This is a genomic window from Kitasatospora sp. NPDC093550 (assembly GCF_044764985.1).
In the GTDB taxonomy this organism is placed as follows: Bacteria; Actinomycetota; Actinomycetes; order Streptomycetales; family Streptomycetaceae; genus Kitasatospora.
The window spans coordinates 239,525-259,360 of sequence record NZ_JBIWJF010000001.1 but is presented as its reverse complement, the minus strand read 5'-3'; the positions used below and the strand labels follow the sequence as shown (position 1 = coordinate 259,360).

Genomic DNA, 19,836 nt, shown 5'->3' with positions numbered 1-19,836 from the left:
GACGGTTCAGTGGGGGATTTGTGCGTGGGGGTGTGCGTGGGGGTGGGGGTGGGGGTGGGGGTGGGGGTGGGGGTGGGGGTGGGGGTGGGGGTGGGGGTGGGGGTGGTGTGCTTCGCCGGGTCCGTGGCTGTGCGCGTAGCCGTGCCCGTGCTCCGCGCCGAGGCCGGCCAGGATGCCGTCCTCCCCGTGTCCGAGCAGGTGCAGTGCCGCCGCCGTCCGGGCCGCGATCACCCCGGCGATCGCGGACGGCCTCAGCAGCGGTCCGCCGTCCCGTACGCGGTCCGGTCGGACGGGAGCCGCCGGGTCGGCCGGGTGGTGCGGGGCCCGGCCGAAGGAGGCCGGAACGGCCGTCACCTCCTGCGCGCCGAGCAGGCGGCAGCGCTCGGCGCCCTCGGCCGGGTCGGGGTCGCCGCCCTCGAAGGCCACCTCGACCCACCGGTGCCGGCCGTACTGGCGGACCAGCCGGGCGATCCGGAACAGTTCGGCGTCCTCGAAGGGGCCGGCCGCCGGGGCCGTGATCAGCACCGCGCCGGCGGGGGCGGGGCCGGCGGCGGCGCGCAGCCAGCCGACGAGGTGCTCGGCGGCGCCGAAGGGGGCGGTCAGGGCGAGCCGCCCGCGGGCCGCCGGGGCCTCCCCCGTGCTCGCCTCCGCCGTGCTCGCCTCCGCCGCGAGCCAGCGCAGCGTCCGGGCGGTGTCGGCCACCAGCCCGGGGTCGCGGCCGAGGGTCATCGGCACCACGCACACCGGCCCGTCGCCCGCCGCCAGCGCGGACCGGACGGCTTCGGCGAGCGGACGGCCGGCGGGGGCGACGGCGTGGGCGACGGCGGGGGCCGTGGGCGCGGCGGTGCTCCCCTGTGCCGTCAGCAGTCCGGCCAGGTCCCGTCCGCCGTGGCTCTCGTGCCCGGCGGCCAGCACCACGGTGGCGGCGCGTCGGCTTCCTGCGTCGCCCCCTGCGGCCACTCCCTTGGCCACTCCCGCAGCCACTTCGGCGGCCGATCCGGCGGCCACTCCGGCGGACTGAGGACGCGCCATGGCTCAGGCACCCACCGGGTCGTGACAGGAGACGAGTTTGGTGCCGTCCAGGAAGGCGGCCTCGACCTGGAGCAGCGGGAGCATCTCGCGCACCCCGGGCATGACGTCCGCGCTGCCGACGACCTGCTTGCCGATCTCCATGCACTCGGCGACGGTGCGGCCGTCCCGGGCGCCCTCCATGATGGCCTCGCTGATCAGCGCGCAGGCCTCGCTGTAGTTGAGCTTGACGCCGCGGTCCCGGCGTTTGCGGGCCAGATCGGCCACGACGTAGATGTAGAGCTTGTCCATCTCACGCGGCGAGAGATTCACGGGAACCACTCTTCCTTTCCGATGATTCGATGGAATGCAAGGGAGTTGGACGGAACATCAGACCCGGCGTAGGCGGGGAACGGCCGGTACCGCGGCCAGGAACAGCATCGTGGTCAGGACGAACGGCCAGGTGAAGGCGTGGCCGCCGAAGGGCGCGGAGATCGCGGCCAGCGCCGGGGTGAGGACGGTGGCGGCGGCCGCGCCGAGCAGGGCGTAGGCCGCGCTCCAGACGCTCGGGGCGACGAACACCCCGCACAGCGCGAGGGCCACCAGCACGCCGCTGTAGCCGAGCAGCCCCTGCTCGACGGCCTCGGCCGGTGCGCCGAGACCCCAGGCGGTGAGCAGTCCGGTGGCGCTGCCCGCACCGGCCATCACGCCCGCGAGGCGGCTCGCCGCGAACAGGCCGGCCAGGAACAGCAGGCCGACGTACCACTGCGGCAGGAAGAAGACCTGGCCGATGTTGGCGAAGAACCCGCGCCAGAGCTGCTCCCAGCCCAGCCCGGTGTCGCCGGCGGCCGCCACGGGCAGCGCGGCGGTCGCGTCGGCCCCCCGCCACAGCCGCGGGAAGCCGGGGGCGGCGACTGTGACGGCCGTCGCGACCAGGCAGAACGGCGCGGTCAGCGCCGGGAGCCGCCACTTCTCCAGCAGCGCCCCGAGCCCGGCCGTGACCACCACCGCGACGACGGACCCGAGCACCGCCACCGAGGCCGTGGCCGGGTACCCGGCCCCGAGGAAGACGGCGCAACCGAGCGCCACCAGGCACCCGTTGTACCCGTGCAGTCCGGCCGCGACGGCGCTCCGGTCGAGCCCCAGCCCGTACGCGACGGCGGTGGAGACGGCGCTGCCGAGCAGTCCGTAGACCCCGTACTCCGGACCGCCCGCGAACAGTGCGATGACGAACAGGACTCCGCACACCACGGACGGCATGAAGTCGACCTGCGCGACGCCGCGCAGGACTTCGGCGACCAACGTGAGGGTTCTCGGACGAGCCGTCGCGGCGACGCTCTCCCCACCCATGTCCAGACCCATGCTTCGCACCAATTTCCGGTACGGCCGCGAGGGCTGGCAGCAACCCCCCGACGATTCCCCGGGAACCGTACTCCTGTGCATTGCAACGGTGAACGCGCACAAGGGGTTACGTCAAATGGACGAAGCGTCACGACAGGGGCGCTGAGCTGCAACATTTTGTTGAATATTGCGGCCGCGGAGTTCGTTGAAGAGAGAAATTCTTTGCGAAGTTTTACTCATCGATGACGGCTTCCGTTCAAGCCCTGTCGTCTCAAGCCCTGTCGGCCCTGTCGTCACGCCCCTCGCCCAAGTGCCGGACCAGGAACCGCTCCGAAGCCGCCACCTCGAAGTCCGGCACCTCCAGATGGCCGCCGGGGTTGGCGTGCAGCGACTTCTCCCGCGAGCCGAACGACCCGTACAGGGCCAGGGCCCCCTCCCGCGGGACCAGCTCGTCGTCCCACTGCAGGACGAACTCCAGCGGCACCCCCACCCGCTGCGCCGCCTCCGCCTGCGCCGCGTGGCCCGTCAGCCCGAACACCGCGGCGGCGATCCGCGGTTCGGCCGCCGTCAGCGGGATGCCGACCACGCTGCCCAGCGACAGCCCCCAGAACCCGACCGGTCCGAGGCGCTCCCCCGCCGCGCCCAGCGTCCCGTCCAGCGCGTCCAGCGCGGCCACCCACTCGGGCACCGCCCGCTCGGCGAGCGCCGCCGTGTGCCGCGCCACCCACGCGCTGATCGGCCGCCGGGCCGCCAGCAGCTCCCCGACCTCGGTGACGAACCGCTCGTCCTGCGCGGTGCGCGGCCGCTCCCCGTGCCCGGGCGCGTCCAGCGCCAGCGCCGCGAAGCCGTACCGCCCGACACACCGCCGGGCCCGCTCCGCCACCCCCAGCTTGTCCCCGCCGCCACCGTGGCCGAGCAGCACCAGCGGCCGCCCGTCGAGGGGCCGGTCGTCCAGCTGCCAGAGCACACCGGGCACTCCGTCGAGCGAGAAGCCGCGCTGCGTGATGCCGTCCGAGCTGATCTCCGAGGTGAAGTGCACCCCGCCATGATGGCGTCCGACACGCGTTCGAGTCCCGGCCTTTGCGCAGTCGGCCGATAGTCGCCCGGGGCGCCGGATGCGCGGGGGAGTGGGAAGTCGGACCGGCCGACTCCCCACTCCCCCGCGCTCCTACGCGTAGCGGACTCCTACGGCCGGCGCGCCTGCGCGGTCTCCTTCAGGAAGTCCAGCAGCAGCGCGGTCGTCTCCTCCGGCCGCTCCAGGCTCGGCAGGTGGCCGGCCCACGGCAGCTCGACGTGCCGGGCGTTCGGGAGGACGGTGGCGAGGCGGGCGGCGATCTCCCGGTGGTCCGGCACGTCGTGCGCGCCGCCGACGGCCAGGGTCGGGGCGGTGATCAGGGAGAGGTCGACCTCCTCCTTGTCCGGGCCGACCGTCGCCTCCAGCTGCACGTCGAACGCGTGCCGCTGCATCCGCCGGACGCTCGCCCTGGTCCCCTCGTCCGCCTCCGGGCCCAGCCAGGTCTCGACGTTCAGCTCGACGGCCCCGTCGATGTCGCCGGCCTCGACCAGCTCGTCCTCGCGACGGCCGAACGCCCGCAGCGTCTCGCTGGGCTGGTGCCCGGGCATGCCCGGCGCCAGCAGCGCCAGGGCGGTGACCGCCTCCGGCCGCAGGGCGGCCACCGTCAGGGCGATCCGGCCACCGTGCGAGGAACCGACGAACGCGGCGGACTCGATCCCGAGGTGGTCCAGCAGCGCCAGGACGTCCCGGGAGTCGCTGTACGGGGCCTCCGAGAGCGGCGACTCACCGAACCCGTGGAAGTCCGCCCGCACCACCCGGTACCCGGCGTCGAGCAACGGCTGCCACTGCGGGTCCCACATCCGCCGGTCGCACACCGCGGAGTGCAGCAGAACGACGACGGGGCCACTACCTGCAACATCATGAGAAATGATCATCGCGCGGATCCTAACCGCCCTCCCCCCGATCCCCAAGGGATTTCTGTACGGCACGGCACCCCCAAGAGACGGCCCTCGGAAGGGAGCAAGCGGTTCCGCCCACCCCAGCTGCAACGCCCACCCCACACACCGCCCCGTCAACCGCGGCCGCCCCCCGGGCCGTACAACCCGGAGGCGGCCCCCGGAGGGGAGTAAGCGGTTCCGCCCACCCCAGCTGCAACGCCCACCCCACACACCGCCCCGTCAACCGCGGCCGCCCCCCCGGGCCGTACAACCCGGAGGCGGCCCCCGGAGGGGAGTAAGCGGTTCTGCCCGGCGGTGGGCTCTGGGTGGGTGAGGAGGTGCTCATGGGAGATGCGAAGAGGGCGCAGGACGACGAGATCCAGGCGTTCATCGTCACGGTCTGGCCGCGGCTGGTGCGGACGGCGTACCTGCTGGCCGGGGAGCAGTACGCGGCGGAGGACCTCGTGCAGTCCGCCGCGGAGCGGGCTTGTGCGGCCTGGTCGAAGGTACGGCGGGCGGACGATCCGTACGCCTACGTGCGGCGGATCCTGGTCAACCAGCACGCCCGCCGCTGGCGGCGCCGGCCGCCGGAGCTGCTGGTGGACGCGGTGCCGGACGCGGTGGGGCTGGAGGACGGCTTCGCGCGGTCCGACCAGCGCGGGGCGCTGCTGGCCGCGTTGGCCACGCTGCCGCCGCGGCAGCGGACGGCGGTGGTGCTGCGGCACTGGGAGGACCTGAGCGACAGCCAGACCGCGGCGGCCATGGGGTGCTCGGTGGGCGCGGTGCGCAGCCACGCGGCGAAGGGGATCGCGCGGTTGCGGCAGGTCACGGAGCTGGTGGGACTGAAGGACACGACACACATCGGAGGTGCGGTATGAGCGGGGGTACGGGCGTGGACGGGGACAGGGACGTGTGGATCGGCCTCGGTCTGGCGGAGGCGGCGGACGGTGCGAGGGTGGGTCCGGCGCCGGTGGCGGACATCCTGGCGGGCGGCCGCCGGCTGCGCAACCGCCGCCGTACGGTGGTGGGCGCGGTGGCGCTGGCCTCGGTGGTGGCCCTGACGGGCGGGGTGTTGGCGCAGCTGCGCCCGGTCCCGGCGGCGTCCGCCCCGGCGGCCGTCCCGGCCGCTGCCCCGGCTCTCGCCGCCGCCCCGACCGCTCCCGCCACGGCCGCCGCCGCGCGTGATCCGTTCGCCCCGGTCCGGGTCCGGCTCGGGCAGGGGGTCGCCGACGGCAAGTCCTGGGAGGTCTGGCAGGCGCTGTGGCCGGCGGCGCCGAAGGACCGGGCGTACGAGCAGGCACTGGCGGTGTGGCAGGAGCGCGTGCCCTTCGACGCCGGCATCGCCAAGCCGACGCCGGAGTTCGTGGCCCGCTACTGGGACCCGGACTCCGATGTCGTCAACACCTACTTCGTCGTGGACGGGGTGCGTCTGGGCCACGACGCGGAGGGCGTCACCCCGTCCCCGGGCAAGCTCGACCCGCGCCGGGCCACGGAACACGGCGGCGGTCTGTTCGGCCGCAGCTCCAAGGACGGCGTCGTGCCCCCGGCGGACGTGGTGACGCTCGCGATCGGCCCGGACGTCGGCCGGGTGGTGGTGACCTGGATGGACGGCACGACCACCGAGCCGCAGCCGGTCAGCGTGGGCGACTCCCCGATCCGGCACATGGTGGTGGCCCGCCCGGGGACGATGCGGGCGAAGTCCTGGCAGTTCTTCGACACGAAGGGCAACATGCTCCCGGACGAGGGTGCCAAGTACCTCACCGAGCCGGCTTCCTGAGCCGCCCGGGGCGTGGGAAGCCGGCCCCGCCGGCTTCCCACGCCCGTCCCGTGGCCACCGTCGGCACGGCTGCGGTCGCCGTGGCCGACGTCAGCATGGCCGGCGTCAGAGCGCCGCGGCCTCCAGCAGCAGGCCCGCCGCCAGTGCCGCGCCGTCCGTGCGGATCTCGCCCGCGGTGGCGGCCGCGCGCTCGCGGGTCGCGGGGTCGAGGGCCTGTCGGAGGGCGGCGGAGAGGGTGTCGACGGTCGGGGTGGGGCCGTCGTGGGCCACGCCGATGCCCAACGCGGCCACCCGCGCGGCCCAGTAGGGCTGGTCGACGATCTGCGGCACCAGCACCTGGGGCACCCCGGCCCGGGCTGCCGTGGTGGTGGTGCCGGCGCCGCCGTGGTGGACGACGGCGGCGACCCGCGGGAACAGTGCCTGCTGGTTGACCTCGCCGACGGCGAGGCAGTCGTCCGCCCCGTCGACCTCGGCCAGCTGGGCCCAGCCGCGGCCGAGCAGCACCCGGCGGCCCTGCGCGCGGACGGCGTCGACGGCGACCCGGGCGGCGTCGGCCGCGTCGCGCAGCGGCATGCTGCCGAAGCCGACGTAGACCGGTGCTTCGCCGGCCGCCAGGAACGCCTCCAGGTCGGCGGGCAGCGGGCGGTCGTCCGGCAGGATCCAGGCGCCGGTGTGTTCCACCTCGCGGTCGGCCGGGAGCAGCCACGGTCCGAGGGTCCGGTCGGTGGCGAGCCAGGGGCGCTCGGTGAAGACGTGGTCGCGGACGTTGTCGACGACCGGCAGTCCGACGGCGGCGCGGTGGGTGTTGACCGGGCCGCCGAACAGCGCGTTCGTCGTCTCGATGTTGTGCTCCCACAGCTCCCGGTTGTCGGTCACGCCCGCCGGGTACGGCCGCATCGGGTACTCGAAGGGCGGGTGGTGCGGGGAGGGCAGCATGGTCGGCTGCAGGGCGACGAACGCGAAGCGCGCGCCCAGCTTCTCCGCCGCCGCCTGAGCGCCGGCCACCGCCGGGAACAGCCCGGTCGCGACCACGGCGCCGCCCGGCTCGGCCGCCTCGAGCACCGCCTCGTAGAACTGCTCGACCAGCACGGTCGCCCGTGTGGCGAAGTCCGTCGTCGGCGGCGGTCCGCTCACCAGCGAGCGCACCGACGCCCCGACCGGCACCATCTCCACCCCGGCCTCGGCCAGTCGCGCCGCGAACTCCTCGTCCGGCGGGGCGCACACCAGCACGTCGGCGCCCGCGGCCTTCACCTGCAGCGCCAGCCCTGCCAGCGGCTCGACGTCCCCGCGCGACCCGTACGTCGACAACACCACACGCACTTCGTGACTCTCCCGTTTTCGCTGGTCCTGGCCTTGAGTTGGCGATTCTGCGGCATGACCGGGGCCTTGCGGCAAGGCCCCCCGTGCGTTATATGTTGATCATGCAGGGGAGTGGGTACGCCTCCTCCGCCTCCACTCCCCCTTCCTGCTGGCGCTCTGTCAGACTCCCTGCATGCGGGAGATCATCGAGGACATGGCCGAGCAACTGGCGGGTGTGCCGGGCGTGGTGGGCGTGACGCTCGGCGGCAGCCGGGCACGCGGGGAGCACACGGCGGACTCCGACTGGGACCTCGGGGTCTACTACCGGGGCGGCGCACTCGACCTGGACGCGCTGCGGGCACTCGCCGGACCGGGCGTGGAGGTGGCCGGACCGGGCGCCTGGGGGCCGTGGGTGAACGGCGGTGCGTGGCTGCGGGTGGACGGGGTCGCCGTGGACTGGATCCTGCGGGACGTGGACCGCGTCGAGCGGGTGTGGGCGGACTGCCGCGAGGGCCGGTACGAGGTGGGCGTGCAGGCCGGCCACCCGCTCGGCTTCTGGTCGCCCTGCTACCCCGGCGAGGTGGCCTGCGGGCAGGTGCTCGCCGATCCGACCGGCGAGTTGACGGCCCTGCGGGCCGCCATCGGCTACCCCGAGCCGCTCCGCGAGGCTCTGATCGCGGCCTCCTGGGAGGCCGGGTTCCTGCTCGACGCCGCCGCGAAGGGCGCCGGTCGGGCGGACACCCTGTACGTCTCGCTCTGCGTCTCCCGGGCCTTCGGCATCCTGGTGCAGGCCCTGCACGCGCACGCCCGCCGCTGGTGCCTCAACGAGAAGGGCGCCCTGGCCACCGCCGGACACCTCCCCGCCGCACCAGCCGACTTCGCCCGGCGCGTCCGCACCCTCCTCGCCGCCCCCGGCGGTTCGGCCGACGACCTCGCGGCGACGGTCGCCCGGGCCCAGGCCCTGGCCCGGGAGACCATCGCCGCACTCGCCCCATGAGGTCCACTCATGGGTCCTGCTCATGGGGCCTGCTGATGGGGCCCGCTCATGAGGTCGGCTTATGAAGTTTGCTCATGAGGATCGCTCATGAGGCGAGCCCATGAGACTCGCTCATGACCAAGCCCCTCATGAGACCCGCGCATGACCGCGCCCCATGAGTTCCTCTCAGGCCCCTTCCCCATGAGACTTGCTCATGGGCGCGCCCCTCATGAGCTCCGCTCATGACCCTCCGTCATGAGCAGTGCTGACCGCGCCCCGTGCCCCGCCCCGCCGCGCCGCGCTGAGCAGGGCCCGGACGCCCGCCGCGAGGACGGAGGCGTCCCGCCCGGCGCCCCAGACGGTGCGGCCGTCGACCCTGGCCTCGACGTAGGCGACGGCGTCCGGGCCGGAGCCGACGGCGTGTTCGGTGAAGGAGAGGATCTCGACGCCCACGGCCGCCGCGACGGCGTCCAGGGGGCCGGCGCCGGTGCCGCGCCTGCCGTCGACCTCGGCCCAGTCGTCGCCCACCTGCCAGGCCCATGAGGAACTCTCGTCGAGGTACTCCGCCCGGAAGAGCGCGTACAGATCCTCGCCCGTCACCTCCTTGCCGCTGTCGTCGGTCGCGTCCTGGACGATCCGGGCGAACTCGATCTGCAGGCGGCGCGGCAGCTCCAGCCCGTGCTCGGTCTGCAGCAGGTAGGCGATCCCGCCCTTGCCGGACTGGCTGTTGACGCGGATGACCGCCTCGTAGTCCCGTCCGAGGTCGGCCGGGTCGATCGGCAGGTACGGGACCGCCCAGGGCGCTTCCCGTTCGGGGAGGCCGAGTTCGGCGGCAGTGGCGGCGTGCCGGGCGAAGCCCTTCTTGATGGCGTCCTGGTGGGTGCCGGAGAAGGCGGTGTGCACGAGGTCGCCGACGTAGGGGTGGCGTTCGTGGACGGGCAGCCGGTTGCAGTGTTCGACGGTGCGCCGGATCTCGTCGATGTCGGAGAGGTCGAGCATCGGGTCGACGCCCTGGGTGTGCAGGTTGAGCGCGAGGGTCACCAGGTCGACGTTGCCGGTGCGTTCGCCGTTGCCGAACAGGCAGCCCTCCACGCGCTGGGCGCCGGCCAGGACGGCGAGTTCGGCGCAGGCGACGCCGGTGCCCCGGTCGTTGTGCGGGTGGACGGAGAGGATGACCGCGTCGCGCCGTTCCAGGTGGCGGTCCATGTACTCGATCTGGTCGGCGTAGACGTTGGGGGTGGCGATCTCGACTGTCGCCGGCAGGTTGTGGATCACCGGCCGGTCGGGGCTCGCGTCCCACAGCCGGGTGAGCCCGTTGCACACCTCCAGGGCGTAGTCGGGTTCGGTCAGGTTGAACACCTCGGGCGAGAACTGGAACCGCAGGCCGTCCCGGCCCTCCCCCCGTCGGGCCATGTGGGTGGCGGCGTCGGTGATCAGTGCCCGCAGTTCGGCCCGTTCCTTGCCGAGGACGACCCGGCGCCACAGCGGCGCGGTCGCGGTGTAGAGGTGGACGACGACCCTCGGCAGACCGGCGACGGCTTCGAAGGTGCGCTCGATCAGATCGGCCCGGGCGGCGGTGAAGACGACGACGGTGACGTCCTCGGGAACGGCGTCGGGGGTGGTGGCCAGTCGGCGGACGAAGTCGAAGTCGGTGCGGCTGGCGGAGGGGTAGCCGACTTCGACCTCCTTGAAGCCCATGGCCAGGAAGAGGTCGAACATCCGTTGCTTGCGCGCCGGGTCCATGGGTTCGGCGAGCGCCTGGTTGCCGTCGCGCAGGTCGACGGGTACCCACAGCGGCGCCCGTTCGATGCGCCGCCCGGGCCAGCGCCGCATCAGCGCGGGGACGTGGACCCGTTCGTGGGCCGGGCGGTAGCGGTGGGACGGCATGGCGCCACCGCGCTGCGGGTTCCAGGCGGGGGCACCGGCCGGGACGGGCCCGCCGGGCGCGCGCAGGGTCGGAAAGGCCAGGCCGGCCGACGAGACCGGCGAGACCGGCGAGGCAGACGAGACCAGTGAGGCCGGCGGGACCGGCGGGACCGGCGAGATGGACTCGATGGACGAGTTCGGGGAGATCATGCGAGTTCCTCATGACGCGTACCGGTGACCGGCAGGACGGCGCCCCGCAGCGGGGTGCCGGTCCGGTCACGCCCCGCTGCGGCCACCAAGAAGAAGGCCCCCCACGGGGAGGATCCACGGCTGCATGCCGGGTAGGGTAACCACGACACAAGTCCTCAGACAACCTGACAGGTGAGCCCAATGACCCCGCTCCGCCCCTCCCCCCTCGCCGCCCAGGCCGCCGCGCTGATCGAGGAGCAGATCCGGGCCGGCCAGTGGCCGGTGGGCGGCAGGCTGCCGGGCGAGGTGGCGCTGGCCAAGGAGCTGGGGGTCGGCCGCTCGACCGTCCGGGAGGCGCTGCGCACCCTCGCCGCGGCGGGGATGGTGCAGAGCCGTCAGGGGTCGGGGGTGTTCGTCACCGCCGACCGCCCCGCCGGGGACTGGTCCGCCCGGCTGCACCGCGCCGAGCTGGCGCACGTCTACGAGGTGCGGACGATGGTCGAGGTGCAGGCCGCCCGGCTCGCCGCCACCCGCCGTACGGAGGCGGACCTCGCCGCGCTGGACGCCGCCCTCGCGGCCCGACGCGCGGCGGGCGACGCGGACGACACCGCCTTCGTGGACGCCGACATCGCGCTGCACACCGCCGTCGTGGCCGCCGCCCACAACCCCGTCCTGAACGACCTGTTCGCCCAGTTCGCCCCCGTCCTGCGGGAGCGGCTCGTGACGCTGGTCGGCCTGTTCGACATCCGGGCGGAGGACCCGAACCAGGGCTACGACTCCCACGCCGCCCTCGTCCGCGCCGTCCACGACGGCGACGAGGAGGCGGCCGGCCGGGTCCTCGCGGCGGAGCTGGAGGCCACCCGCTCGCGTCTTCTGGCGAGTTGAACGCCCCAGGCCCTCCGGCCCGTGTAGTCCGGTGAAGCACCCCACCCACCCCACCGGAAGGCCCCTGGCGCGACGTCACACAGTTTTCACACGGTGGCCATCCACCCGCCGTGCGGGCGGTTGACACTGTGTCGGGCGAGACCGGAAGGGCCTGCTCCGTACACAGACAGTCAACGGCTGAATGACATTGTGTCGGACATGTGCGCAAGCACCGCTCAGCCAGCGAACGGGCTTTCACGCCAATCACACGGTATGACTAGTATCACCTCGTCAGAAAAGCCCGTGCCCGGACGGCCCGCCCCTCACCGGCCGGCCGCCAGCCCCAAGGAGACTGCTCTGCGCGCGCGTGCGAATCGGCGGCCCCCGACGCCGAAGGGCCCCCGCAGGCGTCCACGCCTGTCCCTGCGGACGGCGCTGCTCGTCCTGGCCGTCGTCCCCAGCCTCGCCCTCGTCCTCCTCTGGGCCGTCACCAGCGGCGAGACGGTCTTCGACTTCCAACGCCTGGCCGACCAGGGCCTGCTGGCCCAGAAGGCCGGACAGCCGTCGAACATCGTCTACTACAACCTCCAGGAGGAGCGCCGGCTCAGCGCCGAGGCGCTCGCCCGGCCGGGGAGCAACACCGACCAGCTGCGCCGCCAGCGTCAGTTGACGGACGAGGCGGTGCGCCAGTTCCAGACCCTGTCCGGCGAGACCGCCGACAGCGCGCCCGAGGAGGTGCGCACCGCCGTCGCCGAGGCCCGCCAGTCGATGGGCAAACTGGCCGAGCAGCGCGCCGCCGTGGACCGCGGCTCGATCGACCAGCAGACCGTCTTCGCCTACTACACCGACCTGATCGCGGTGGACCTCCGGCTGTTCACCGCGCTCAGCCACGTGGACACCGGCGAGGTCACCTGGATCTCCAAGACCCTGGTCAACGCCTTCTGGGCGAAGGAGATGCTGGCCCGCGAGGACGCCGTCCTGGCTCGCGGCTGGCCCACCGGCCGGCTGAGCAGCGCCGACTACCAGGCCGTCCAGCAGGCGATCGGCGCGCAGGACCACCTGCTCACCGTCCAGGTCGTCCCGTACGTCCCGGACGGCGAGGCGGCCGCCTGGCACGACCTGCTGAACAGCCCGGCCTGGCAGGCCAAGGCCGCCGTCGAGCAGCAGCTGACCAAGCCCACCGGCGCCGACGCCAACGGCACCGTCCGGCTCCCGGCCGCCCAGGAGCAGTGGCGCCAGGCCCTGGACCAGCTCAACCCGCAGCTGGTCAAGGCGATCGAGACCCGCACCAGCGGTGTCGTCGACGTCGGCAAGGGCTCGATCCTCAGCCTGCTGACGCGGGTCGTGCTGACCACCGTCATCGGTCTGATCACGGTGATCGCGGTGGTCGTCGCCTCCTGGCGGATCAGCCGCGCGCTGCGCCGCCGCATCGACGAACTGCACACCCAGGCCGAGGAGATGCGGCGCACCCTGCCCGAGGTGGTCGAGCGCCTCGGCCGCGGCGAGCAGGTGGACGTCGAGGCCGAGAGCCGCGGCATCGCCGCCGGCCCGCACGGCAACGAGAACGGCAGCGAGAACGGGAACGCGAACGGGAACGCGAACGGCAGCACCGGCAACAGCGGCAACAGCGGAAGCACCGGCAACGACGAGCTGGACCGCCTCGGCCAGGCGCTCAACCTGGCCCGCTCCTCCGCCCTGGCGGCCGCCGTCCGCCAGGCCGAGCAGCACCGCGGCTTCGAGCGGCTGCTGCAGCGCATCGCCCGCCGCACCCAGCTGCTGATCGGCCGCCAGCTGCGCAAGCTGGACGAGCTGGAGCGCAAGCACGAGGACCCGGAGGTCCTGGAGGGCCTGTTCGACCTGGACCACCTCACCGCCCGTCTGCGCCGCTACGAGGAGAACCTCGTGATCATGGCCGGGGGCCAGCCGCAACGGCGCTTCCGCAAGCCCGTCCCGCTGCTGGACGTGCTGCGCGCCGCGCAGGGCGAGGTGCAGGACTACCGCCGGATCGTGCTCGACGTCGAGGGTCACCCGTGGCTGTCCGAGCGGGCGGTCGGCCCGGTCGCGCACGTGCTCGCCGAGCTGATGGAGAACGCCACCACCTTCTCCAAGCCGCCCACGCCGGTCGAGGTCCGGGCCGCCATGGTCGGCCGCGGGCTCGCGATCGAGATCGAGGACCGCGGCCTCGGCATGGACCCGGAGCAGTACGACGCGGCGAACGAGCTGATGAGCCGCCCGCCGCGCACCGACGTGCTGGCCCGGGCCGACGACATCCGCCTCGGCTTCCACGTGGTCGCCCGCCTCGCCTCGCTGCACGGCCTGCGGATCGAGTTCCGCCCGTCCGCCTTCGGCGGCACCCGGGTGGTCGTGCTCGTCCCGGACGAGCTGGTCATCGAGGGCGACACCGGACTGCCGGACGGCGCCGTCCCCGGCACCGCCGCCGCCGAGCCGATCCCGCTGGTGCGGCGCTCGCGCCGGGCGGTGCGCTCGGCCTCCGACGACGTGCCCGCCCCGGCGCCGGCCGGGCCGCCGGTCGCGCCGGTGGAGGCCTTCGCCCAGGGCGACTTCGCCCCGCAGGCCACGCCGCACGCCACCCCGCACCCCGCGCCGCAGCCCGTACCGGCCCCGCACCCGCTGCCCGCGCCGACACCGCTGCCCCTACCGGCCCCGCACACGTACCCCACACCGGCCCCGGCCCCGGCCGCCGGGTACCCGGTGGCGCCCGTCCAGGAGGCGTCGGTCCGGCCGCCCTTCCAGCCCCGGCACCCCGCCCAGCAGCACCCCGAGCACCCGCAGCCCCCCGAGAACCAGCAGCACCAGCAGCACCAGCAGTACCCGCAGAACGAGCAGTACCCGCAGCACCCGCACCGCCCCGAGCAGGCGATCGAGCACAGCTCCCCCGTCGATCCGGCGCCCGCGCAGGAGACCCCGGCCTACCCGGACATCGCCTACGCCCGGGTCACCGAGGCCGAGGCCCCGTACGCCGACGAGCAGTACCGCCCCGCCGACCACTACCGGCTGGCCGAGCGGCGCCGCAGCCGGGAGTACCCCACCTCGGTGCCGTACAGCCCGGCCGAGGGCGGGCAGCCGCCGCTGCCGCAGCGGGTGCGGCAGCGCAGCCTGGCCGCCGAGCTGCGGGTGCCGCCGCCGGCCCGCCCCCAGTGGGTCGAGCGTCCCGCCGAGGAGGGCGGCGCCCCGGCCCCGGCCGGCCCGTTCCAGCGCCCCGACCGGCCGGTGCGGCGGGCCGGTGCGGCGATCGGCGCGTTCCAGCGCCAGTCCCGCGCCGCCCGGGCGGCGCAGGGCGGCGGCGAGCACCGGGCCCCCGCCGAGCTCCCCACCGCCCCGCCCACCGATCTCCCCACCGACCTCGCGGCCCCGCCCGCCGCCCACCCGGCCGCCCCCGCTCCCCCGGCTCCTCCCGCATCCTCCGGTCCCCCCGCTTCCGCGCCGGGCCCTTCCCCCTGGGCCCTCCCGACCGCGGATCCCCGAAACACACGAACGGATGACCAGTCATGAACCGCACGATCGCCACCCACCAGGACCTGGACTGGCTGCTGGACGGACTCGTCGACTCGGTGCCCGGGACCAGGAACGCCGTCCTGCTCTCCGACGACGGTCTCGTGGTCAGCCACTCCCGGAGCATCGAGCGGGCCGACGCCGAGCGCCTGGCCGCCGTCGCCACCGGCCAGCAGAGCCTCGCCCGCGGTGTCGGGCAGCTCTTCGACGGCGGCCCGGTGCACCAGGTGATCGTCGAGCTCGCCGAGTGCTGGCTGTTCGTCATCGCCGCCGCGCAGGGCACCCACCTGGCCGTGGTCGCCTCCCAGGAGGTGGACGCCGAGGTGATGTCCGTCGCGATGCACACCCTGGTGCAGCAGGTCGGCCAGAAGCTCACCACCCCGGCCCGCCAGGACGACGCCCCGGCGTCCTTCGACGTCTTCGCCGCCCGGAACCGGGGCTGACCCGGGTGGGCCCGTACGGGAACGACTCCCGGCACGCCGGCACCCCCGCCGGGACCCCGACCGGGACCCCGACCGGCATCCCGGGTGGCACCCCGGACGACCCCTGGCGGCGCGGCGCGGTGCCGCACTGGAGCGAGCTGGAGGACGAGGACGCGGAGGACGGGACGGGCAGCATGGTCCGCCCGTACACGATCACCCGCGGCCGGACCGCCCCCGAGCGGGACGACCTCACCCTCATCACCGTGCTCACCACCGTCGGGGAGGACGCCGCCGCGGCCCTGGCGCGGGGCAGCCGCGCCGGTGCGCGCGGCCTCCAGCCCGAGCACCGCATGATCCTCGACCGCTGCCGCCGCCCGGCGGCCGTCGCCGAGGTCGCGGCCGGCCTGGACCTCCCGGTCTCGGTCACCAAGATCCTGCTGGGCGACCTGGTCGCCCAGGGCCTGCTGAAGGCCCGGGCGCCGCTCTCGGTGGCCCGGGCCGCCGGGGGCGTGGACCTCGGCCTGCTCACGGCCGTACGCGAAGGACTCCGGAGACTCTGAACATGGCAACCCCCCACCCCGCCACCCACTCCCCCCACCCCGCGGACGGCGACGGCCTCACCGCCGCCCCCGCCGCCCCGGCCGCCGTCAAGATCCTCATCGCGGGCGGCTTCGGCGTCGGCAAGACCACCCTGGTCGGCTCGGTCAGCGAGGTCACCCCGCTGCGCACCGAGGAGTACCTGACCCAGGCCAGCGTCGGCGTGGACGACCTGTCCGGGGTCGACCAGAAGGACACCACCACCGTCGCGCTGGACTTCGGCCGGATCACCGTCAACCCGGAGCTGGTCGTCTACCTGTTCGGCACGCCCGGGCAGGAACGTTTCTGGTTCATGTGGAACGACCTGGTCAACGGCGCGCTCGGCGGCATCGTCATCGCCGACACCCGCCGGCTGGAGACCAGCTTCGCCTCGATCGACTTCTTCGAGAGCCGGGGCATCCCGTTCGTGGTCGCGATCAACTGCTTCCACAACACCAACACCCGCACCCCGGAGGAGATCCGGGCCGCGCTCGACCTCGACCCGCACATCCCGATGCTGCTCGGCGACGTGCGCGAGCGCGCCTTCGGGCGGGACCTGCTGGTCGCCCTGGTCGACCACCTGATGGACCTGGCCGCCGTCTCCCCCGTCGGCTGACGCCCGCCGGCCGGCGGATCCCCACCCGCCGGCTGACGGATCCCCACCCCCGTCCCGCCCTCGGGCCGGCCTCACCCGTCCCCCGCCCTCACCTGTCCCCCGCCCTCACCCGTCCCCGGCTGAACCGCACTTCTCTGGGAGCACCACCATGACCACACCCCTGCGCGTCCTCGTCCACGGCGGCGGCATCGGCGGCCTCACCCTCGCCACCGCCCTCGCGAAGCGGGGCCACCACGTCGACGTCGCCGAGCTGCGCGAGCAGCTGGAGGCCCTCGGCGTCGGCATCATCCAGCCGTCCAACGCCCTGCACGTGATGCGGGAGATCGGCGTCCTGGACGACTGCCTGGCCGCCGGCTTCGCGTGGGAGGTGCTGACCATCTGCGATCCGGCCGGCGCCACCCTCGCCTCGATCCCGCAGCCCCGGATGGGCGACGCCCCCGCCAACAACGGCATCCCGCGCCCCGCGCTGGCCCGCGTCCTCGCCGACGCGGCCGTCGAGGCGGGCGCCACCGTCCGCTTCGGCACCAGCATCGCCTCCCTCACCGAGGACGGCGCGGGCGTCGACGTCACCCTCACCGACGGGCACACCGGCCGCTACGACCTGGTCGTCGGCTTCGACGGCATCGGCTCCCCGCTGCGCAAGCACCTGTACGGGGACCGGTACGCCCCCGAGTACACCGGCTTCGCCAACTGGCGCGTGACGCTGCCGCGTTCGCCCGAGGTCCGGGGCGTGGTGATGTCCACCGGCAACCTGGAGGCGAAGGCGCTGCTCACCCCGATCAGCGAGGAGCTGATGTACCTGGGCGCGGTGTTCGCCGAGGCCGAGGACTTCCGCCCGGATCCGGAGCGTGCCCACGAGCAGCTGCACGAGCGGCTGGCGGGCTTCGGCGGTCCGGTCGCCGAGGCGCTGGCGCGGGTCACCGACCCGGCCGCCGTGGTGCACTCGCGGATCTCCCAGGTCACCGTCGAGGAGCCCTGGCACGTCGGCCGGATCGTGCTGGCGGGCGACGCGGCCCACGCCTCCACCCCGCACCTGGCCCAGGGCGCCGCGATGGCCGTCGAGGACGCGCTGGTGCTCGCCCGGAGCCTGGACGCGGCCGAGGACGTGCCGGCCGCCCTCACCGCCTGGGAGGAGCGCCGGCGCCCGCGCGCCATGTGGGTCCAGGGCCTGTCCCGCGCGATCCTCAAGCAGGAGACCGGCACCCCGACCACCCCGGAGGAGGACGAGCTCCTCAAGGTCGGCATCCCGGGCGCGGCGCACGTGCTGGTCCAGCCGTACTGAGGACGGGCCGTCGGGGCCCCGCGTGGACGTCGTCCGCGCGGGGCCCCGGCGTTCGTTCGTCCGAGCTCCTCCCCGCTCCTCCCCGCTCCTCCCCGCTCCTTCCGTCCGCTCCTCCTTCCCGCTCCGTCGCACCGGCCAGTCATATGACCGCACCTCGCCCCCGCGCAGACCCCGCAGTCAGATGGCCGATGTGCCGAGGTGCGGCCGGGCGGCACGGTGGGACGCACAGCGGGTTGCCGTGGCGACCCGCGCGTGTCCCTTCGTGAGAACCGACCGGCAAGGAGCCCCCGTGAACCTCTCCCTGAAGCGATGGCGGATAGCCGCCGTCGCGATGCTGACGGCCCTGTCCGTGCTCTTCCTCTCGAACTCCTCGGCCTTCGCCACGCAGGTCGGCGAGGGGCCCGTCTGGAACGAGGAGATCGAGAACAACGTCGCCGTCCAGACGGCCGGCGGCATGGTCGAGGCGCGCGACCCCGACAACGGGGTGCTGCTGCAGACCTGGCGCGGCTACGACAACGCGATCTACCTGTCCGTCAACCACGGCCGGGTGATCGCGATGCCGCGGGCGACCACGTACGCCAACCCGGCGGTGGTGTGGCGCTGGTCGAACGGCGACAACGCGACCTTCCGGGTGTTCCACACCGGCACCAACGGGTTCGTCTTCTACACGGACGTCTCGACCACCGGCCCCAACCACCTGGCGAACATCCAGCCGTGGTGGAACCAGGTCCCCAACGGAACGGCCACGCCCAACAACTTCCCGGTGACCGTCGCCGCGCTGCCCAACAACAGCATCTTCCTGGCCTTCCGCGGCTCCAGCAGCAACGAGATCTGGAGCCAGTTCTTCAACGGCACGAGCAGCCAGTGGAGCAATCCCACCCGGGTCACCGACGCGCGCAGTGACTCCGCCCCCGCGCTCTCCTTCAGCCGGGCGACCAACATCACCGTCCTCGCCTGGCGCGGCACGGACAGCCAGATGAACCTCATCCGCCAGTCCTGGGGCGAGAACTGGTGGTGGGGCCACGACGTCCTGCCCGGCGTCGCGGCGGACGGGCAGCCCGCCGTGGCGATGGCGGACGGCGCGAACGGCCAGCTCGCCACCCGTCGGCTGGGGAGCCACCAGATCTCGCTGACGTCGATCTTCTCGACCGGTGGCTGGCAGGGCTACTGGGACGCCGAGAACACCGGGCGGGTGGTCAGCGCCATCTCCCTCGTCGCCTACGCGACCACGGTCTACCTGCTCGCCGCGCAGTACAACGGCGTGGTCAGCTGGAAGCCCTCGCGTCAGTTCTGAACCCGTCGGGGAGCGGGACGCCGGCCCCGCCGACCTCCCGCTCCCCGGTCGGCCCGTCGCCGGAGCGGCGGGCCGGGCTCAGCGGGCCTGGCTCAGTTGAGCCGGGCTCAACGGGCCGGGCTCAGCGCGGTGCCGCGGCGGCCCGCCGGGTCTGCCAGCCGCCGATCCGGTGCACGACGTGGATGACCAGCACCCCGGCCAGCACGTCCAGCGCGGTGGAGACGGTGCCCAGGTACACGGCCCGCCGCAGGCCGTCCTCGGAGAGCGTCTCCTGCATCACCTGGTACGTGTAGGCCCGGCCCACCATGCCGCCGATCAGCCAGCAGCCCCACCAGAGCGCCAGCACCGGACCGGGGTTCGCCCGGCGGGGTGCGCTGGCCTTCCAGACGTCGGTCACCACCTGGTACGGGATCCACAGGTTCGCCACCGGCACCATCCAGGCGCCGACCGTCCACCCCCTCGCCCGACGCTGGCTGCGCGCTCCGCCCAGCGCCTCCGCGTTGAGCCGCGCCCGCCACAGCCAGGCCAGGAACACCAGGCCGGCCGCGACGATCAGCGCCGCGCCCTTCCAGGCCGTGAAGAACGCGGAGAAGTCGTCGGCGGACTGGATCTCCTCCTCCGTCACCGTCCCCGCGAGGTAGTGCTCGACGGCGAGGTAGACGCGCCAGTCGCCCACCGTGAGCAGGACGTCGTAGAGCAGCGTGAGGAGGATGAGCGCCGTGGCGGCGGCGCCCCAGCCGGTGAGCGCCCGGTGCCGCGCCGCGTACCCGGCGTCGCCCGCGCTCCCGCCCCCGCTCCCGCCCGCGCCTTCGTCCCCGAACGTGGTGCCGTGCTGCGGATGGTTCACGTTTCCCCCAGGG

At 74.1% G+C, this 19,836-nt stretch carries 18 protein-coding genes; 10 read left to right on the top strand and 8 right to left on the bottom strand.

Annotation, left to right across the window (positions count from 1 at the left end; translation table 11 throughout):
• Positions 1-6 precede the first annotated feature (6 nt).
• The 5 genes from ACIRD3_RS01085 to ACIRD3_RS01065 all read right to left on the bottom strand — a co-directional run bounded on the left by ACIRD3_RS01085 (position 7) and on the right by ACIRD3_RS01065 (position 4,299).
• Positions 7-1,032, bottom strand: coding sequence for a cobalamin biosynthesis protein CbiX (locus ACIRD3_RS01085; protein ID WP_402209639.1), 1,026 nt, complete (start codon positions 1,030-1,032; stop codon positions 7-9).
• A gap of 3 nt (positions 1,033-1,035) precedes the next feature.
• Positions 1,036-1,341 carry an urease subunit gamma gene (locus tag ACIRD3_RS01080; protein ID WP_350739600.1) on the bottom strand — a complete coding sequence of 102 codons (306 nt, stop codon included), beginning with the start codon at positions 1,339-1,341 and terminating at the stop codon, positions 1,036-1,038.
• A gap of 57 nt (positions 1,342-1,398) precedes the next feature.
• Positions 1,399-2,370 (bottom strand): urea transporter, encoded by a 972-nt coding sequence (locus ACIRD3_RS01075; RefSeq protein WP_402209636.1) that lies wholly within the window; start codon positions 2,368-2,370, stop codon positions 1,399-1,401.
• A gap of 250 nt (positions 2,371-2,620) precedes the next feature.
• Complete coding sequence (locus ACIRD3_RS01070; protein ID WP_402209633.1) at positions 2,621-3,388, bottom strand: alpha/beta hydrolase; 768 nt, start codon at positions 3,386-3,388, stop codon at positions 2,621-2,623.
• Positions 3,389-3,534: 146 nt separating this feature from the next.
• Positions 3,535-4,299 carry an alpha/beta fold hydrolase gene (locus tag ACIRD3_RS01065; RefSeq protein WP_402209630.1) on the bottom strand — a complete coding sequence of 255 codons (765 nt, stop codon included), beginning with the start codon at positions 4,297-4,299 and terminating at the stop codon, positions 3,535-3,537.
• A 347-nt stretch (positions 4,300-4,646) separates the two neighbouring features.
• On the opposite strand from ACIRD3_RS01065, the gene ACIRD3_RS01060 reads away from it, so the two are divergent.
• Together ACIRD3_RS01060 and ACIRD3_RS01055 are read left to right on the top strand one after the other, a co-directional pair.
• Entirely contained in the window at positions 4,647-5,180 is a 534-nt protein-coding gene (locus tag ACIRD3_RS01060; RefSeq protein WP_402209627.1) for a SigE family RNA polymerase sigma factor, read from the top strand.
• Positions 5,177-6,079 (top strand): hypothetical protein, encoded by a 903-nt coding sequence (locus ACIRD3_RS01055; protein WP_402209625.1) that lies wholly within the window; start codon positions 5,177-5,179, stop codon positions 6,077-6,079. Before ACIRD3_RS01060 ends, ACIRD3_RS01055 begins: the two co-directional genes overlap by 4 nt.
• 105 nt (positions 6,080-6,184) lie before the next feature.
• Here the strand turns inward: ACIRD3_RS01055 and ACIRD3_RS01050 are convergent, their stop codons facing one another.
• The gene (locus tag ACIRD3_RS01050; protein WP_402209622.1) at positions 6,185-7,399 is read right to left on the bottom strand and encodes a glycosyltransferase; all 1,215 of its coding nucleotides are present in this window, start codon (positions 7,397-7,399) and stop codon (positions 6,185-6,187) included.
• 172 nt (positions 7,400-7,571) lie between these two features.
• Between ACIRD3_RS01050 and ACIRD3_RS01045 the strand changes: the two genes are divergently transcribed.
• The gene (locus tag ACIRD3_RS01045) at positions 7,572-8,375 is read left to right on the top strand and encodes a nucleotidyltransferase domain-containing protein (RefSeq protein ID WP_402209620.1); all 804 of its coding nucleotides are present in this window, start codon (positions 7,572-7,574) and stop codon (positions 8,373-8,375) included.
• 219 nt (positions 8,376-8,594) lie between these two features.
• Here the strand turns inward: ACIRD3_RS01045 and ACIRD3_RS01040 are convergent, their stop codons facing one another.
• Positions 8,595-10,430, bottom strand: a complete 1,836-nt coding sequence (locus ACIRD3_RS01040) for a 2-isopropylmalate synthase (RefSeq protein WP_402209617.1) — start codon at positions 10,428-10,430, stop codon at positions 8,595-8,597.
• A gap of 180 nt (positions 10,431-10,610) precedes the next feature.
• Here ACIRD3_RS01040 and ACIRD3_RS01035 point away from each other — a divergent pair, with 180 nt between their 5' ends.
• The 7 genes from ACIRD3_RS01035 to ACIRD3_RS01005 all read left to right on the top strand — a co-directional run bounded on the left by ACIRD3_RS01035 (position 10,611) and on the right by ACIRD3_RS01005 (position 18,976).
• Complete coding sequence (locus ACIRD3_RS01035) at positions 10,611-11,294, top strand: FadR/GntR family transcriptional regulator (RefSeq protein ID WP_402209614.1); 684 nt, start codon at positions 10,611-10,613, stop codon at positions 11,292-11,294.
• A 282-nt stretch (positions 11,295-11,576) separates the two neighbouring features.
• Complete coding sequence (locus ACIRD3_RS01030; protein ID WP_402209611.1) at positions 11,577-14,786, top strand: nitrate- and nitrite sensing domain-containing protein; 3,210 nt, start codon at positions 11,577-11,579, stop codon at positions 14,784-14,786.
• Positions 14,783-15,229: a roadblock/LC7 domain-containing protein gene (locus ACIRD3_RS01025; protein WP_402209608.1), complete on the top strand. Its 447-nt coding sequence runs from the start codon at positions 14,783-14,785 to the stop codon at positions 15,227-15,229. The genes ACIRD3_RS01030 and ACIRD3_RS01025 overlap by 4 nt, the downstream gene beginning before the upstream one ends.
• 173 nt (positions 15,230-15,402) lie before the next feature.
• Positions 15,403-15,768, top strand: coding sequence for a DUF742 domain-containing protein (locus ACIRD3_RS01020; RefSeq protein ID WP_402210730.1), 366 nt, complete (start codon positions 15,403-15,405; stop codon positions 15,766-15,768).
• 2 nt (positions 15,769-15,770) lie between these two features.
• Positions 15,771-16,400 (top strand): GTP-binding protein, encoded by a 630-nt coding sequence (locus ACIRD3_RS01015; RefSeq protein ID WP_402209606.1) that lies wholly within the window; start codon positions 15,771-15,773, stop codon positions 16,398-16,400.
• A 148-nt stretch (positions 16,401-16,548) separates the two neighbouring features.
• Positions 16,549-17,682, top strand: coding sequence for an FAD-dependent monooxygenase (locus tag ACIRD3_RS01010; protein WP_402209604.1), 1,134 nt, complete (start codon positions 16,549-16,551; stop codon positions 17,680-17,682).
• 289 nt (positions 17,683-17,971) lie between these two features.
• Complete coding sequence (locus ACIRD3_RS01005) at positions 17,972-18,976, top strand: hypothetical protein (protein ID WP_402209601.1); 1,005 nt, start codon at positions 17,972-17,974, stop codon at positions 18,974-18,976.
• A gap of 121 nt (positions 18,977-19,097) precedes the next feature.
• Here the strand turns inward: ACIRD3_RS01005 and ACIRD3_RS01000 are convergent, their stop codons facing one another.
• Positions 19,098-19,823: a DUF4328 domain-containing protein gene (locus ACIRD3_RS01000; protein ID WP_402209598.1), complete on the bottom strand. Its 726-nt coding sequence runs from the start codon at positions 19,821-19,823 to the stop codon at positions 19,098-19,100.
• Between the last annotated feature and the right edge of the window lie 13 nt (positions 19,824-19,836).

What these genes read in the sequence shown, in the direction of transcription:
- ACIRD3_RS01085 (WP_402209639.1), bottom strand. Translation starts at nt 1,032, where the DNA reads ATGGCGCGTCCTCAGTCCGCCGGAGTGGCCGCCGGATCGGCCGCCGAA.
- ACIRD3_RS01075 (WP_402209636.1), bottom strand. Translation starts at nt 2,370, where the DNA reads ATGGGTCTGGACATGGGTGGGGAGAGCGTCGCCGCGACGGCTCGTCCG.
- ACIRD3_RS01065 (WP_402209630.1), bottom strand. Translation starts at nt 4,299, where the DNA reads ATGATCATTTCTCATGATGTTGCAGGTAGTGGCCCCGTCGTCGTTCTG.
- ACIRD3_RS01060 (WP_402209627.1), top strand. Translation starts at nt 4,647, where the DNA reads ATGGGAGATGCGAAGAGGGCGCAGGACGACGAGATCCAGGCGTTCATC.
- ACIRD3_RS01055 (WP_402209625.1), top strand. Translation starts at nt 5,177, where the DNA reads ATGAGCGGGGGTACGGGCGTGGACGGGGACAGGGACGTGTGGATCGGC.
- ACIRD3_RS01045 (WP_402209620.1), top strand. Translation starts at nt 7,572, where the DNA reads ATGCGGGAGATCATCGAGGACATGGCCGAGCAACTGGCGGGTGTGCCG.
- ACIRD3_RS01040 (WP_402209617.1), bottom strand. Translation starts at nt 10,430, where the DNA reads ATGATCTCCCCGAACTCGTCCATCGAGTCCATCTCGCCGGTCCCGCCG.
- ACIRD3_RS01035 (WP_402209614.1), top strand. Translation starts at nt 10,611, where the DNA reads ATGACCCCGCTCCGCCCCTCCCCCCTCGCCGCCCAGGCCGCCGCGCTG.
- ACIRD3_RS01025 (WP_402209608.1), top strand. Translation starts at nt 14,783, where the DNA reads ATGAACCGCACGATCGCCACCCACCAGGACCTGGACTGGCTGCTGGAC.
- ACIRD3_RS01020 (WP_402210730.1), top strand. Translation starts at nt 15,403, where the DNA reads ATGGTCCGCCCGTACACGATCACCCGCGGCCGGACCGCCCCCGAGCGG.
- ACIRD3_RS01015 (WP_402209606.1), top strand. Translation starts at nt 15,771, where the DNA reads ATGGCAACCCCCCACCCCGCCACCCACTCCCCCCACCCCGCGGACGGC.
- ACIRD3_RS01010 (WP_402209604.1), top strand. Translation starts at nt 16,549, where the DNA reads ATGACCACACCCCTGCGCGTCCTCGTCCACGGCGGCGGCATCGGCGGC.